At 64.5% G+C, this 12692-nt stretch carries 16 protein-coding genes; 3 read left to right on the forward strand and 13 right to left on the reverse strand.

The features are described 5' to 3' along the window. From ACX12L_RS09010 to ACX12L_RS09040, 7 genes are read right to left on the reverse strand one after another with little or no spacing between them, the layout of a single operon-like run. Window positions 1–1236: a S49 family peptidase gene (locus tag ACX12L_RS09010; RefSeq protein WP_459262337.1), complete on the reverse strand. Its 1236-nt coding sequence runs from the start codon at window positions 1234–1236 to the stop codon at window positions 1–3. 33 nt (window positions 1237–1269) lie between these two features. After that, window positions 1270–2796 (reverse strand): phage portal protein, encoded by a 1527-nt coding sequence (locus ACX12L_RS09015; protein ID WP_459262338.1) that lies wholly within the window; start codon window positions 2794–2796, stop codon window positions 1270–1272. A 1-nt stretch (window position 2797) separates the two neighbouring features. Further along, a complete protein-coding gene (locus tag ACX12L_RS09020; RefSeq protein WP_024541994.1) occupies window positions 2798–3019 on the reverse strand; it encodes a phage head-tail joining protein in 222 nt (73 codons plus the stop codon). After that, window positions 3019–3411 carry a hypothetical protein gene (locus tag ACX12L_RS09025; RefSeq protein ID WP_004629284.1) on the reverse strand — a complete coding sequence of 131 codons (393 nt, stop codon included), beginning with the start codon at window positions 3409–3411 and terminating at the stop codon, window positions 3019–3021. The genes ACX12L_RS09020 and ACX12L_RS09025 overlap by 1 nt, the downstream gene beginning before the upstream one ends. After that, window positions 3411–3902, reverse strand: coding sequence for a hypothetical protein (locus ACX12L_RS09030; protein WP_459262339.1), 492 nt, complete (start codon window positions 3900–3902; stop codon window positions 3411–3413). The genes ACX12L_RS09025 and ACX12L_RS09030 overlap by 1 nt, the downstream gene beginning before the upstream one ends. 30 nt (window positions 3903–3932) lie before the next feature. Beyond that, window positions 3933–5891: a phage terminase large subunit family protein gene (locus ACX12L_RS09035; RefSeq protein WP_459262340.1), complete on the reverse strand. Its 1959-nt coding sequence runs from the start codon at window positions 5889–5891 to the stop codon at window positions 3933–3935. Window positions 5892–5901: 10 nt separating this feature from the next. Continuing rightward, entirely contained in the window at window positions 5902–6447 is a 546-nt protein-coding gene (locus tag ACX12L_RS09040) for an elements of external origin (RefSeq protein ID WP_459262373.1), read from the reverse strand. Window positions 6448–6553: 106 nt separating this feature from the next. Here ACX12L_RS09040 and ACX12L_RS09045 point away from each other — a divergent pair, with 106 nt between their 5' ends. Further along, window positions 6554–6760 carry a DUF6900 domain-containing protein gene (locus ACX12L_RS09045; RefSeq protein WP_004629275.1) on the forward strand — a complete coding sequence of 69 codons (207 nt, stop codon included), beginning with the start codon at window positions 6554–6556 and terminating at the stop codon, window positions 6758–6760. Window positions 6761–6855: 95 nt separating this feature from the next. Continuing rightward, on the forward strand, window positions 6856–7419 hold the full coding sequence (locus ACX12L_RS09050) for a DUF3489 domain-containing protein (protein ID WP_459262341.1): 564 nt from the start codon (window positions 6856–6858) through the stop codon (window positions 7417–7419). A 6-nt stretch (window positions 7420–7425) separates the two neighbouring features. Here the strand turns inward: ACX12L_RS09050 and ACX12L_RS09055 are convergent, their stop codons facing one another. Continuing rightward, window positions 7426–8151, reverse strand: a complete 726-nt coding sequence (locus ACX12L_RS09055) for an HNH endonuclease (protein WP_459262342.1) — start codon at window positions 8149–8151, stop codon at window positions 7426–7428. Here ACX12L_RS09055 and ACX12L_RS09060 point away from each other — a divergent pair. Then, entirely contained in the window at window positions 8138–8506 is a 369-nt protein-coding gene (locus tag ACX12L_RS09060; RefSeq protein ID WP_459262343.1) for a hypothetical protein, read from the forward strand. The two genes, ACX12L_RS09055 and ACX12L_RS09060, sit on opposite strands and share 14 nt — an antisense overlap. Here the strand turns inward: ACX12L_RS09060 and ACX12L_RS09065 are convergent. From ACX12L_RS09065 to ACX12L_RS09085, 5 genes are all read right to left on the reverse strand, one after another. Then, complete coding sequence (locus tag ACX12L_RS09065) at window positions 8470–9732, reverse strand: site-specific DNA-methyltransferase (protein WP_459262344.1); 1263 nt, start codon at window positions 9730–9732, stop codon at window positions 8470–8472. The genes ACX12L_RS09060 and ACX12L_RS09065 overlap by 37 nt on opposite strands. Next, complete coding sequence (locus tag ACX12L_RS09070; RefSeq protein ID WP_459262345.1) at window positions 9729–11144, reverse strand: site-specific DNA-methyltransferase; 1416 nt, start codon at window positions 11142–11144, stop codon at window positions 9729–9731. Before ACX12L_RS09070 ends, ACX12L_RS09065 begins: the two co-directional genes overlap by 4 nt. A gap of 376 nt (window positions 11145–11520) precedes the next feature. Then, complete coding sequence (locus ACX12L_RS09075; RefSeq protein ID WP_004629268.1) at window positions 11521–11907, reverse strand: DUF6362 family protein; 387 nt, start codon at window positions 11905–11907, stop codon at window positions 11521–11523. Next, window positions 11900–12103 (reverse strand): hypothetical protein, encoded by a 204-nt coding sequence (locus ACX12L_RS09080; protein ID WP_004629267.1) that lies wholly within the window; start codon window positions 12101–12103, stop codon window positions 11900–11902. The genes ACX12L_RS09075 and ACX12L_RS09080 overlap by 8 nt, the downstream gene beginning before the upstream one ends. Window position 12104: 1 nt before the next feature. After that, on the reverse strand, window positions 12105–12581 hold the full coding sequence (locus tag ACX12L_RS09085) for a crossover junction endodeoxyribonuclease RuvC (RefSeq protein ID WP_459262346.1): 477 nt from the start codon (window positions 12579–12581) through the stop codon (window positions 12105–12107). Between the last annotated feature and the right edge of the window lie 111 nt (window positions 12582–12692).

Genomic DNA, 12692 nt, shown 5'->3' on the forward strand with positions numbered 1-12692 from the left:
TCAGATCTCCTTCTTGGTGGATTGCGCCGCGATCTGCTTGGCGGCGTCGATCAGCGGGTTAGTGGCCGCAGGGCGCGCAGCATCGGGGGCGATGCGGCTGGTAATTTCGGGACTGGATTCGGCCTGCGCTGCAAGTAGTTGGGTGCGCACCTTGGCGGGCGAGGACTGGGCTTCGAGAAAGCCCGCGATCAGGTCAGTGCGCCCGGCCAGCGTGCAGGTCTGGGCGATTTCGACGGCGTCCGCCACGCTCAGCGCGGTGGCGGTGGCGGACAGTTGAGGATGACTGCCAGCAGGATCAGCAAGAGGCCGATCAGGAGCAGCGGGGTCGGTTCGATCATTCATGGAAGACTCCATCTGGTGGTTGCAAAGAAAGTCCGCTTGGCTGGCCGTAGCCACCTGAGTCGGGATGGGGGAAAGCGATTGCGTGAGTTGGGTGAGTGCGTCGTCGAGGCTGCCGACGGCGTCGGCAAGACCGGTGGCAACGGCATCCGGGCCGAAGAACAGAGCCGCTTCCGTGGCGCGCACGGCGTCCGCATCGAGGCCGCGATGGCGCGCGACCGTCTCGACGAACAGGTCATAGATGCGGTCAACCTCGGCCTTGAGGACGGCGTGGGCTTCGTTGGAGATCGGTTCGTGCGGGTTGAGGTCGTTCTTGCGTTCGCCCGCGAACACGGCGGTGTAGCGAACGCCGTCCTGGGCGTCCTTCACTGACTGATCGACGTGCATGGCGATGACGCCAACCGAGCCGACGCCTCCGGTACGTGCGACGAACACTCGGGTGGCGGCGGACGCCAGCGCGTAGGCCGCCGAGAACGCCATGTCGTTGGCCACGGCCCAGACAGGCTTCACTTGCGACGCCGCGCGGATGCGATCGGCCAAATCGAACACGCCGCCCGACTCGCCCCCCGGAGAGTCGATGTCGAGCAGGATCGCAGCGACCTCAGGGCTGGCTAGCGCCGCATCCAGTTGCGCGGCGATGCCGGTGTAGCTGGTGAGGCCCGATTCGGCTTCGATGCCCGAGGTGCGGCGCACCAGCGTACCGTGGATCGGGATGACGGCGACCATACCGCTCGGAGGCCCGGGCGCGCGGGCCGCAGGCGTGTAACCCACGGGCGCGGCAAGGTCGGCGAGACCGATGCGCGCACCGAGCACGGAGAGGATGACGTCGAGTTTCGGGCGATGGATCGCCAGCGGCACGCCGAACAAGCGCGCCGCCAGATGGGATAGCACGGTCATGGGAATCCTTGTGGAAGGCGGTCTGGCAGCCGTTCAGGAAGACGTTTGGCTGCCGGTGATGTCCGGCGCGTTGGCGCTGCGGTTGGGTTCGGCGCTGCCGCCGTCTTTGGACGTGTAGCGAGGGTCGGAGTCGAAGATCAAGCCGAGGTCATCGGCCCGCTGGTTGTCGGCTGCAATCTCGCGGTCGACGTCTTCGGCGTCGTAGCCGTTGGCCGAGATGGCTTCCGAGCGCGACATCAAGCCAGCGCGGATCGCCAGCAACATCGCCTTGAATTCCTTCTCGGGATCGACCCACTGCCAGCCCTGGGGAATCCACTTCACCGCGAGGTACTGGCGACGACGGGCTGGCCCGCCTCGAGCGAAGCCCGGGGCATCCAGGGCCCCGGCGAGCACCGCCTGCTTCATCCAGGCCGCCCAAACTGGACGGCACATCTGATGCACCAGCACCCCGTGCTGCACCATCTCGCAGCGACGCCGGAACTCCAGCATCCCGGCGCGGATGGACGAGTAATTCACGCCGGTCAGATCGCCGGTCAACTGCTCGTAGGTGACACCAATGGCGGCGGCAACCGCGCGGAACTGGGTGCGCAGGAATTCGGAGTACGAACCGCCAACATCAGCCGGATCGGAGAACTTGATGTCCTCGCCGGGCTCCAGAATCTGCAGCGTTCCCGGCTCCAGCCCGGCGAGCGCAATCCCGTCGGCGTCCGCTGCACCTTCGCCCATCAGGTTGTCCTCTGGGTTGGCGCGCGTGACGAAACCCGCGAACATCGCGGCGGTCTTCTTGCGCACCAGCTCGGCGTCGTCGTACTGGTCGAGCTCGTTGAGCTTGACCAGCGCCCGCGACAGCCACGGCTCGCCCCGGATCTGACCCGGGCGAAGCACTCGGAACAGATGAATGATCTCCTTGGCATCGATGCGCACCGTGTCCATCCCGCCCTGGCCCGACATCGGGGCAATCGGTGACAAGTACGGCCCGTCCTCCGGGTGCGAGCGGTACAGGTGGTAGGCAACGCGCCGGCCCAGGCTGTCGAACTCGATGCCGGAGCGCACGACGTTGCCGGACGGCAGATCGGTGTTCAGGTTGATGGGCAGGTGCTCGGGCTCCAGCAACTGGAGCTGCAGGGGCACCGACAGGCCATCCTCCGGACGGCGTGGCCGCAGTCGGATCAGGCATTCGCCACCTTCGAGCATCGCCCGACACGCCAGAGCCTGCAGGCCGTAGAAGTCAGTCTGTCCTGCCGCGTCGGCTTCCTCGACCCAATCGCGCCACAGTGCTTGCACCTCGGCCTTGAGCCGCTCGTCGACAGACAGGCTCTGCGGCTTGATGCCGGTGCCGACCGCATTGGCCACAAAGGCTTCGATACCGGCCTGCGCCCAGGCATTGCGGCGCACGAGGTCACGGCTCTTGCCGCGCAGCTCGGCGTTAGTCGCCAGCATCGCGGCGACCGCGCCCGGGTTGCCTGGCATCCAAGCCAGCGAGCGACGGCCACGACCTGCGGCTTCGTGTACCGGCGAGGCACCGAACAACCGGCGCACCGTTTGGGAGAACCACGCCATCTCAGAACCCCTTGCGCGTGGTGACGCGGATCTGGCGTGGGGCACCGGGCAACAGCCCGGTCTCAGCCGCCTGCTGAAGCAGGCCCCGCCTGACTTCGCGGATGGCGGCCATCAATTCGTCGACAGAGCGGTACTCGACCGTCTTGTCGGCAAAGGTCACCCGCCGTTCGCCCTTGGCGAGTGCGGATTCCAGGGCCTGGAGCTGGGTTTCTGTGTAGGCCATCAGCGGTACACCACGAGATTGATTTCGGAGGAGTCGTCGAACGACGTTGCCGTCGTCGCGCAGGAGATGTCGACGTACTGGGCCGTTTTCAGGTCGGAGCTGGCGCGAACGACGGCCACACGCTGCTGGCCGCTGTTGCTGCTGCTGCGTGCGAGCGCCGTCCAGCAGTAGTTCGCATCCGGCATCGCCAGCGCAAAATGCACGCGGTAGCGGCCCGCCGCTGTACGCACGACGCTGGCCACGTTGTGCGCGCTGCCGATCACGATCTGACCGCCCACGTAGCCAAAGCTCACCCACACCCGAGCAAGTCCAGGGTGCGTGGCATCGATCTTGGTCTTGACCTCGAAGCCGATGCGCGCAGCCAGGGCGGCGATGCTGGACGCGAGGCTCATCAGGCCAGCGCCCCGTCGAAGATCACGACGAAGTCCGTGTCGGTGTTGCCAACATCGACGGCCGCAACCGCGCCAATGTTGGTGCGCGCCTGAAGTTGCTCGGCAACGGTCAGGGTTTGCGCCGCGTCGTACCGCACCCGCAGATTGACGGCAGCGAGGAGCGCGGCCAGGCCCGTGGTGCCGTTCTGCAGCAACTGCTGGATCTCCACCAGGGTGTCGTAGGCGGCGTCTGCTCCACCGAGGATGTCGGCCTTGAGCGCGTCGAGCAGCGACACGATCTTGTTCGACGAGTAGGTGGTGGAGGTGGCGATCTGGTTGTCGTCGATGGCGGTTGCGGAGAGCACCGCCGCCTTCAGTTCGTTGATCGCCGCGACCAGACTCGACTTGTCGGTGGTGGACAGGCTGGCTAGGTTTCCCGCCGTCGCCCGGACGTCGTTGAACTCCTGGGCGACCCGGATGACCAGGCTCTCGATACGGGTGGCAAGACTCATGTGTTCTCCTTGGTTTGAAGGCGACGGCCATCAGCGAAGCCAACGGCTTCGGATGACGCGTCGACCGGTATTGCGGGTTCCAGAAGCAGCGAGGCCACCGCTGGGGGTGGCCTCGTTCAATTCGATGTCGTGGATGGGCGGTAGCGCATCAGGTGGGGGCGCTACCCCAAGTTGCCGCTCCAACTCCCGCCAGTGGCGTTCCTCGAAGCGGTCCAGTCCCGCCGCCGATGCAGCCGCGCGGGCGTAGACGTAGCAGTCGAGCGCCTCGTTGCGCTCTCGCATCTTTTGCCATTCGCGCACCGGGAATCCGTTGCGGTCGCGGCGCGTGATCAGTTGCTCGGCGCAGAGCTGCTGGATGAACTCGGCGTCGATCTTGGGCAAATGGACGAACCCGGCTGGAAACACCGGGGTCGAGCCGTCCTCGCCCACATCCGCGCTCTTGCGCAGGTTGTTGTAGAACTCCAGCTTGGCGATCCCAACCGCCACCGTGAACACCTTGATGCCTCGGCGCAGTTTCTTGCCACCCTGCGACACATCGATGGCTGTCGGTGTGCCGATCAGTGCGGCACCGCGCGGCACGCCCTTGACCGCCATCACGCGCGGATCGTGGCAGGCTCGCACGAAGGCGTAAGCCTCCTGCGTGGCAAAGCCGGTGTCCAGCGCGAAGCGCACCAGTGGCATCGCCACCCCCGAGGCGTGCGTCCAGTTCTCGGCCAGCATCGCAGCCAGCGCCTTCCACACCGCGTCCCGTGCGGTATCGCCCATCAGGACTCGGTGCTCGATGAGCCAGGACTCCTTACCGCGCCCAAAGGCCCAGATCGAGGCCTCGATGCGATCCTTTTGGACGTCGGCCGCACCCACCAATAGCAGGCCGCCTAGTGGAACGGTGCCCATCCGATAGTCCTCGCGGCGCTCGACCAGCCGTTGCCAGTCGGGCGCTTCGCCTTCCTCGACCCAGGTCTCGCCCAGCTCGGTGTTCTTGAAAGTCTTGATCGCGGCGGCCGATCCCGACTCCTTGTTGACGGCGGCTTCCCACGCCGCAGCGATGTCACGCCAGGATCGCCAGCCAACGGGGCTGTACAGCGACGACAGGTGAAAGCCAGCCGTCTTGCCCTGTGCCATCGAGCGCCATTCGCCGTGCTCCAACATCCACGTCTTGTGATGCTCGGAAATCGCGGTGTCGCACGATTCGCAGACGTAGGCGGCGGTTTCCGGTTGCCCCCTGTCCCAGCGCAGTTGCTCGAAGCGCAACCATTGCGGGTGGTTGCAGTGTGGGCACGGCACGAAGTAGCGGCGCTGGTCGCTGGCCTCGTATTCGCGTTCGATGGCCGAGGCCCCCGAGATCGTCGGCGTCGACACGATAAAGATCTTGCGCCGGGCAAAGGTGCGCGTGCGCGCCTCGGCCAGCGAGATCGCGTCGCCTTCGCCCTCGACGTCCAGGGGATAGCCGTCCACCTCGTCGAGGAACAGGTAGCGCACCGGCATCGAGCGCAAGCCCACCGCACTGTTAGCACCGGTCATCACCAGCACGCCGCCCCGGAACTCCTTGGCCAGGATCGTGTTGCCCGAGTCGCGGCTGCGCGCCGGTGCGATCAGTTCGGCCAACGCGGCTGACTCCTCGATCAGCGGATCGATCCGCTGCTTGGAGTTGCGCTTGGCCATCTCCACCGTCGGCCAGACCGCCATCATCGGCCCCGGCGCGTGGTGGATGACGTAGCCGATCCAGTTCGACCCCATCTCGGTCGCACCGAGCTGCGCTGCCTTCATGAACACCACACGCTCGACCGGCGAGGTCGGCGACAGGCAATCCATGATGGCCTTGAGGTACGGCGTGCGGCTGGTACGCCAGCGCCCCGGCTCGGCAGACGCTTTGCTGGAGAGCATCCGGTGGCGATCTGACCATTCCGATACCGTGAGCAGCGGGTCGGGAGTAAGCCCGTCGCGCCACGCCCGTTCGATCTCCTGCGCGCCTTCGTAGTCCATCGTCATCAATCCCCAGTCAATCCACTCTGGGGCGCAGCTCGCCCAGCTCAATCAGGTGCTCGCGCACGGCAGCCTCCAGGGCCACGTGCATCTGGTGCGCATCGACACCGAGCGTGGATGCCATCTGCCCCGAGATACGCGCGGGCCAGTTCAACCACGCGTCGCGCTCGATGCGCGCAAGTTTGAACACGTGGGCCACGGCCTGCGCCCGATCCACCAGCTCCTTCTTGCGGTGCGCCAGCTCCACCTTATTGAGCTGGGCTTTGAGCACTTCGTTGACGGTGCGTGCCTGTAGCAGCGATGTCCCGCCCGTCGACAACGGTGGGGTGCCGGGTTCGGGCACCTCTCGCTCAGGCAGTACGCGCGCCTTCGCGGGGCTGACCTTCTCCGGCGCTTCTGCCTTGCGGGGTTGCAATGTGTTTTGTGCCCACTGCGCGTCGGCGGTATCCGGATCAATCGTGCCGTCTGGCAGCAGTGTGATCCGCCCGGTGTCGATGGCCTTCTTCACGGCCACGTGCGACACGCCACGGTGGCGCGCGTAGGCGCGAATGGAAAGTCCCATCGTCACCTTCAATCATTTGTTCGTCATGTCCGCAGATTGAGCTTGGCTTCCATCGGGAACAGCGCGTTCATCACGTCACGCCAACCAACCCCGAAAGGAAAACGCCATGAGCCAGATCGACACCATCCTCACCCTCATCGCCCAGAAGCATCTCGGCATCGAAACCCTGCAGACCCGCAACGCCGACAGCCTCGACTTCCACGACACGGCGGTGTGGTGCCTCAAGGACGCGTTGGAAGCGGCCTTCAAGGCGGGCGTCGAATTTGGCGCATCGAGCCCGAAGGCCACGGAAGGGGAAATCGCCAAGGACTGACGGGAAAGCCGCCAAGCCAAGCAGAAAGCGCTTGGCTTCAGTCCCTGACAGCGCGTTCATCACATCGTCATCCACCACCCCCGAAGGAGCAGCCCATGACCACCACCAACCTGACCCCGGCCCAGCACGCCATCCTGGCCAAGGCCATCAACACCAGCGCTGGCAAGATCGACTGGTTCCCCGACAACATCAAAGGCGGCGCGCGCAAGAAAGTGCTCGACGGGATGTTCAACCGTGCTCTGATCACCACCGACGGCACCGACTGGTTCGTCGCCGCCGAGGGCTACGACGCACTGGGAATGTCGCGCCCCGGCGTGAACAAGACAGGCATCGGTCAATTCGAAGCCAATCTCGACCAGATCATCGCCAATGCTGAAGGCGGGCCAGCCGCCGCGAGCGATCCCGAACTGGAAGCTGCCGTAACCGCCGCCGAAGCAACGTGGGCCAAGCCGCGCACCCGCGACAACAGCAAGCAAGCCGAAGTGATCCGGATGCTGCAACGCCCCGAAGGCGCAACCATCGGCCAGATCTGCACCGCCACCGGTTGGCAGGCACACACAGTGCGCGGCACCTTCGCCGGGGCGTTCAAGAAGAAGCTGGGCCTGAGCATCGTGTCGGACAAGCCGGAGGGCGGCGAGCGGGTGTACCGCATCGCCTGAAGGCTGTTAATGCAGTAAGCGCGTCAGCCCATCCCAGTTGTCGACGATGGGTGCTCGTTCGCGGGGGTCGGTAAAGCCGACTTCCTCGAGCGTCCAGTGCCCGCGTCCAAACTGGCACATGCCGCAAGCCGCGACCAAATTGCCTTCTTCGTTGGTGCCCCCACGACTGTGCGGAAGGATGTGGTCAAGTGTTGCGGTCAACGCACTCAGTGCGTAGTGCTTATCGCGATTGACCCGGCCCCATCGCGCCACCGCAGGGAACATCTCCACAAGCAACTTTCTTGCTTTCGGGGAAATGACTTTGATGCTGCAGAAGCGACAGCGCCAACCATCGCGCTGGTAGATACCGTACTCAACCGAAGAACTGGGCATACGCTGTTTAATTCGTTCAGCCAGGACATCAGTGGGCATACGAGACTGCCAGTGGATCGCTGGATCAATTTTTCCGGTGATGCGTTGCGCAAACTCACCGAGGACTGGCATATCTGCTTTGGCAATCAACTGTTTCGCATCATCCTCACGGCCTTCAAGCACAGCATCCGCAGCCAAAGACAACCAATCTGCCGCCAAGTCCAATTCAGGAATAGGCGTTAAGAAACACTGGCGAGATCTGTCTGATGGTTTCAGCATCGAGAGATTTTCGCCCAGTAAGCTTGGCTTCTCAATCGAACAGCGCGTTACTACGGGTGTCGCAACGATCAACCCGAAGGAGCCAGAGATGAACACCACCACGCAGATCCCCGCCACCCAGAACGACGCCTGGGGCTTTTGGGGCACGATGAACGAACACGCCAGCGCCGCATGGCCCCTGGCGATGACCGCCATCTCGGGCGCCACCGGCCAGCCGCTCGAATCGGTGCGGGCCTTCCTCGACAGCCGCCACGGTCGCCACTTTGCTGACGACGTCCAGAACGGGTTATACCAAGGCCAAGCCTTGCAGGATGCGATCAACATCGCCACCCAACGCTGGATGGGCTGGACGATTGGCCGCCAACCCAGCAAGCAATACGGCATCCCGCGCGGCCTGCCATACCTGACGGGCTTTGTGATTCACTGCGAGATCGTCGAGGAATCGCTGGCCGCCTGATCAAGCACCGCACCATCCGCCTCGCGGGTGGCCTGCTTGCCAGTGAACTCCTCCCACCGGCGCACGATCACATCCACGTACTTCGGGTCGAGTTCGATCAGTCGCGCAGAGCGGCCTGACTTCTCGGCAGCAATCAGCGTGGTTCCAGAGCCACCGAACGGGTCTAGAACCACGTTGCCGGGTCGGCTCGAATTGCGGATCGCACGCTCGACCAACTCCACCGGTTTCATCGTCGGGTGCAGGTCGTTCTTCTGCGGCTTCTTGATGTTCCAGACGTCGCCTTGGTCGCGATCGCCACACCAGTGGCGTGTCGCCCCCTCGGGCCATCCGTAGAGGATCGGCTCGTACTGGCGCTGGTAGTCGGCGCGCCCCAGGGTGAAGGTGTTCTTGGCCCAGATGATGAAGGTCGACCACTTGCCACCGGCAGCGCGAAAGGCGGCCTGCAGCACATCCAGTTCGCTGGAGGACATCGCCACGTAGATACCACCCCGGCAATGGGCCACGATGGGCGTCAGTGCCGCCAGCAGGAAGTCGTAGAAGCCTTCACCCAGGTTGTCGTTCAGGATCGCGCGATCCTTGCCGCGCATCTTGTCCTTGGCGCTGTTGGCGTAGTTCACGTTGTACGGCGGGTCGGTGAAGACCATGTCCGCCACTTCGCCTTGCATCAGTAGGTCGAAGCTCTCGGCCACGGTCGAGTCGCCGCACAACAGCCGGTGCTGGCCCATGATCCAGACATCGCCTGGGCGCGAGATCGGCGTCTCGCTGACTTCAGGCACAGCATCCTCATCGGTCTCGCCCTCGTTGTCCGGCTCGTCGCCCGCGATCAGTTCGGCCAGTGCGTCTGCGTCAAAGCCGGTGATGTCCAGATCGAAGCCTTCGAGTTGCAAGGCTTCCAGTTCGATCCTCAGCATCGCGTCGTCCCAACCCGCGTTTTCGGCGATGCGGTTGTCCGCAATGACCAGGGCCCTGCGCTGCGTCGGACTCAGATGATCCAGTACGACGACCGGCACCCGTTCCAGCCCCAGCTTCTGGGCGGCGGCCAGCCGACCGTGGCCAGCGACGATGATCCCGTCACTGCCCGCCAGGATCGGATTGGTGAATCCGAACTCGGCGATGCTGGCGGCGATCTGGGCTACCTGCTCCTCGGAATGGGTGCGCGCGTTGCGAGCGTAGGGCAGCAGCTTGGCGGTCGACCACTGTTCGATCTTGTCGGCCAGCCAGTTCATGCCACCACCTCGGCATCAGAGGTGGCGAGGCGTTCGGCGGCGACCTGTTCGAACGATTGGCCTGTTGCCAGCAGCGTGACCGGCACACCGGGGTGGTTCTGCTGGAAGCGCTTGATGGCCACGTCCACGTACTCCGGAGCGATTTCCACACTGCGGCAGATGCGGCCGGTGCGTTCGGCCGCCAGCATCGTCGTGCCGCTGCCGCCAAAGGGTTCGAACACGATGTCGCCCACGTCCGTGTAGGCCTCGATCACGAATTCCGGCAGCGCCACCGGGAATACAGCCGGGTGGTCGATGTCATGGCCGATCTTGCCCTTGTGGCGCATCACGCGGATCACCGAATCGGGGATGCGGGTGTCCTGCGTCGGCTGGCCCTTGTGCGTCCAGCCACCCACTTCGCCATCCTTACCACGCATCGCGGTGGACGACCCGTCGGCACGCAGGTGGGACTCCTGGCCCGCATGCTTGCAGGGGACGATCTTGTTGGGCTTGCGGCTTTCACGGTTGAAGTGAAAGACGAACTCAAAGCTCGGTGCCAGTCGGCCCTGCCAGTCGCCGGGCATCCCTGGCCCCTGATCCCAGACGTACCACGCAAAGCGCCGCCAGCCCTGCTGGCGCATCCAAGATAGCCAAGCGTCCCAATACGGGATCACCTCGTTGTCGCGGTGGATCAGGCCCAGGTTGACCAGCAGCTGACCGTCGCCAGCCATCGGCAGATGCGTAAACACGCCACGCATCAGGCCGTCCCAATCGGAGATGCCGCCCGAGGTGTAGTCGCGCTGGTTGCCGTAGGGCGGCGAGGTGAAGCACAGGCGAGAGACTTCACCCTGCATCAGCGCAGCGACCACGTCCCGGTCGGTGGCGTCACCACAGACCAGGCGGTGCGGGCCAATCGCCCAGACATCGCCGGGGCGGGATACCGCCATGACGGGTACTTCCGGCACGTCGTCGGCCGGGTCAGACTCGTCGGCTTCAGACTCTGATTCATCATCTGCGACGGCCACCGCGCCGGTGAGCAGTGCCTCGATCTCGGCATCCTCGAAGCCGGTCAGAGCGAGGTCGTATCCCGCGTCGGACAACTCGGCCAGCTCCAAGGCCAGCATCTCTTCGTCCCAGCCCGCATCCAGCGCTAGCCGGTTGTCGGCGATCACGAGTGCCCGCTTCTGCGCGACGGTCAGATGAGCCAGTTCGATCACCGGCACCTGATCCAGGCCGAGCTTGCGCGCAGCGGCCAAACGCCCGTGCCCGGCGATGATGCCGTTGTCGCCATCGACCAGGATCGGGTTCGTCCAGCCGTACTCGACGATGCTGGCCGCGATCTTGGCGATCTGGCTTTCGGCGTGCGTGCGCGGATTGCGGGCGTAGGGAATCAGCGCCTCGACCTTGCGGTACTCGACGTTGAGCGTGCTCAAAGTGGGAATCCCAAAAGCAAAACCCGCCGAGCGTTGCCGCCGGGCGGGTTGGTTGAATGAAGATTCTGGTGGGGTGGTAACTGCGCCTGGGGGTGGTAACCGGAGCTGGTAACCTGGCCGACTGGTAACCTTGTCCGCGACCTGCCGCTAAAAAAGCGTCGCGCTCGCGCCCCCCGCATTGGATTCTGGCGAGGAAGGACCCCTTTTGCCTCGGGCCGCTCGCCGAATCGTCACCGCTGTCCAGAAGATAGCCGAAATACTACCTCTGATCGGCCTGCTTTGTTGCACCTCGCAGCGGGCTCCATTTTGTATCTGACCCGAAAGCGCGAGCAAATGCGGCAAGCATTAATCAGCGTTGTGAAATGCTTTGGACTGCTCACTGATCGCACGAGACGTTCAGCCGATCCGCCACCGTCCTCAGCGCCGACTGCCAGCGACGCCACGCCGTCGTTCGGTCGCAGGCAAAGCGGATCGTGATGTCTCGCCAGCCGTAGCGCTTGGCACGCATCCACACAAGGTGGCGCTGCTCGATCTCCAGCCACTGCACCCACTTCATCGTCTCCAGCATCCGGTCGATGGCTTCGGGTGTGGGTGGGAACGGTCGATAGACGTGCTCGTCGGCTGCGAACGTTTCCCACTCCTTGCGCACGATGACAGGCCACGTGTTGAAGTAGCCCTGCACACGCACAGGGGGCAGGCGTCGTCCGGTGCTGGCGGCTTCCTCGAAGCGGGCCGCCACATCCTCAATCGTCCACTCAGTCATGACGCGCCCCCCCGTACAAGCGCTCGCCAATGCGACGCACGATCTCTCGCTCGATGAAGTCCAGACGTTCGTCGGACGCGTTGACCACCAGGATGTGCTGATCACGCCAGCCACGTTCCTTGATGGCGTCCAGATCGGTGGCCTGGGGTTGCAGCCGCCCGAGGGGGCAGCGGTACTGCGGTGTGGGAACTTTCATCTCACACCTCCTGGCCGTCGTCGTGATGCTGGATCGCCCAGTGGAGCAGCGCCAGGGCATCGGCCTCGTTGTCGTCGACCGGCGCGTGCCCGCGCGCTGTGATGGAAGCGATCACATCGTCCTTGCCAGCGTTGCCCTTGCCCGTGGCGTGCTTCTTGATCGTGCCGACGGGCACGCCTTGGTACGGGATCTGGTGGTGTTCGCACCAGGCGGTGAGCGTGGCAAGGAAACCGCCGTAGGTGTGGGCAGCATCGGTCGAGACGTGGCTACGCACCTCTTCGAAGTGCAGGCAGTCGATGCCACTGGTGATGGCCTTCAGCTCGGTGAGCCAGCGCTTGAAGCGCAGGAAACGCATTCCGCCGCCTTCGAAGCGCTGCGGACGAAAGCTTTCGGAACCGCTGGTGATGTGGCCGTCGCTGCCGCGCAGCGCCCAGCCGGTGGTAGTGCCCAGATCGAGGGCGAGGATGGTCGTGGTCATGGTTTCAGTCCTTTTCTCTCTGGCCTGACGGATCGGACGGGTCTTATCGAAACATCCCATGAGGCGCGCACGCACGCGCACGTGTAGGAGTTACGACGTAGTCCGTCCGAT

Source organism: Alicycliphilus sp. T452 (assembly GCF_054512775.1).

Coding starts and splice junctions, on each gene's coding strand:
- ACX12L_RS09010 (WP_459262337.1), bottom strand. CDS start 1,236: ATGACCGTGCTATCCCATCTGGCGGCGCGCTTGTTCGGCGTGCCGCTG.
- ACX12L_RS09085 (WP_459262346.1), bottom strand. CDS start 12,581: ATGACCACGACCATCCTCGCCCTCGATCTGGGCACTACCACCGGCTGG.
- ACX12L_RS09025 (WP_004629284.1), bottom strand. CDS start 3,411: ATGAGCCTCGCGTCCAGCATCGCCGCCCTGGCTGCGCGCATCGGCTTC.
- ACX12L_RS09045 (WP_004629275.1), top strand. CDS start 6,554: ATGAGCCAGATCGACACCATCCTCACCCTCATCGCCCAGAAGCATCTC.
- ACX12L_RS09075 (WP_004629268.1), bottom strand. CDS start 11,907: ATGACTGAGTGGACGATTGAGGATGTGGCGGCCCGCTTCGAGGAAGCC.
- ACX12L_RS09015 (WP_459262338.1), bottom strand. CDS start 2,796: ATGGCGTGGTTCTCCCAAACGGTGCGCCGGTTGTTCGGTGCCTCGCCG.
- ACX12L_RS09080 (WP_004629267.1), bottom strand. CDS start 12,103: ATGAAAGTTCCCACACCGCAGTACCGCTGCCCCCTCGGGCGGCTGCAA.
- ACX12L_RS09035 (WP_459262340.1), bottom strand. CDS start 5,891: ATGACGATGGACTACGAAGGCGCGCAGGAGATCGAACGGGCGTGGCGC.
- ACX12L_RS09065 (WP_459262344.1), bottom strand. CDS start 9,732: ATGAACTGGCTGGCCGACAAGATCGAACAGTGGTCGACCGCCAAGCTG.
- ACX12L_RS09020 (WP_024541994.1), bottom strand. CDS start 3,019: ATGGCCTACACAGAAACCCAGCTCCAGGCCCTGGAATCCGCACTCGCC.
- ACX12L_RS09060 (WP_459262343.1), top strand. CDS start 8,138: ATGAACACCACCACGCAGATCCCCGCCACCCAGAACGACGCCTGGGGC.
- ACX12L_RS09030 (WP_459262339.1), bottom strand. CDS start 3,902: ATGAGTCTTGCCACCCGTATCGAGAGCCTGGTCATCCGGGTCGCCCAG.
- ACX12L_RS09050 (WP_459262341.1), top strand. CDS start 6,856: ATGACCACCACCAACCTGACCCCGGCCCAGCACGCCATCCTGGCCAAG.
- ACX12L_RS09040 (WP_459262373.1), bottom strand. CDS start 6,447: ATGGGACTTTCCATTCGCGCCTACGCGCGCCACCGTGGCGTGTCGCAC.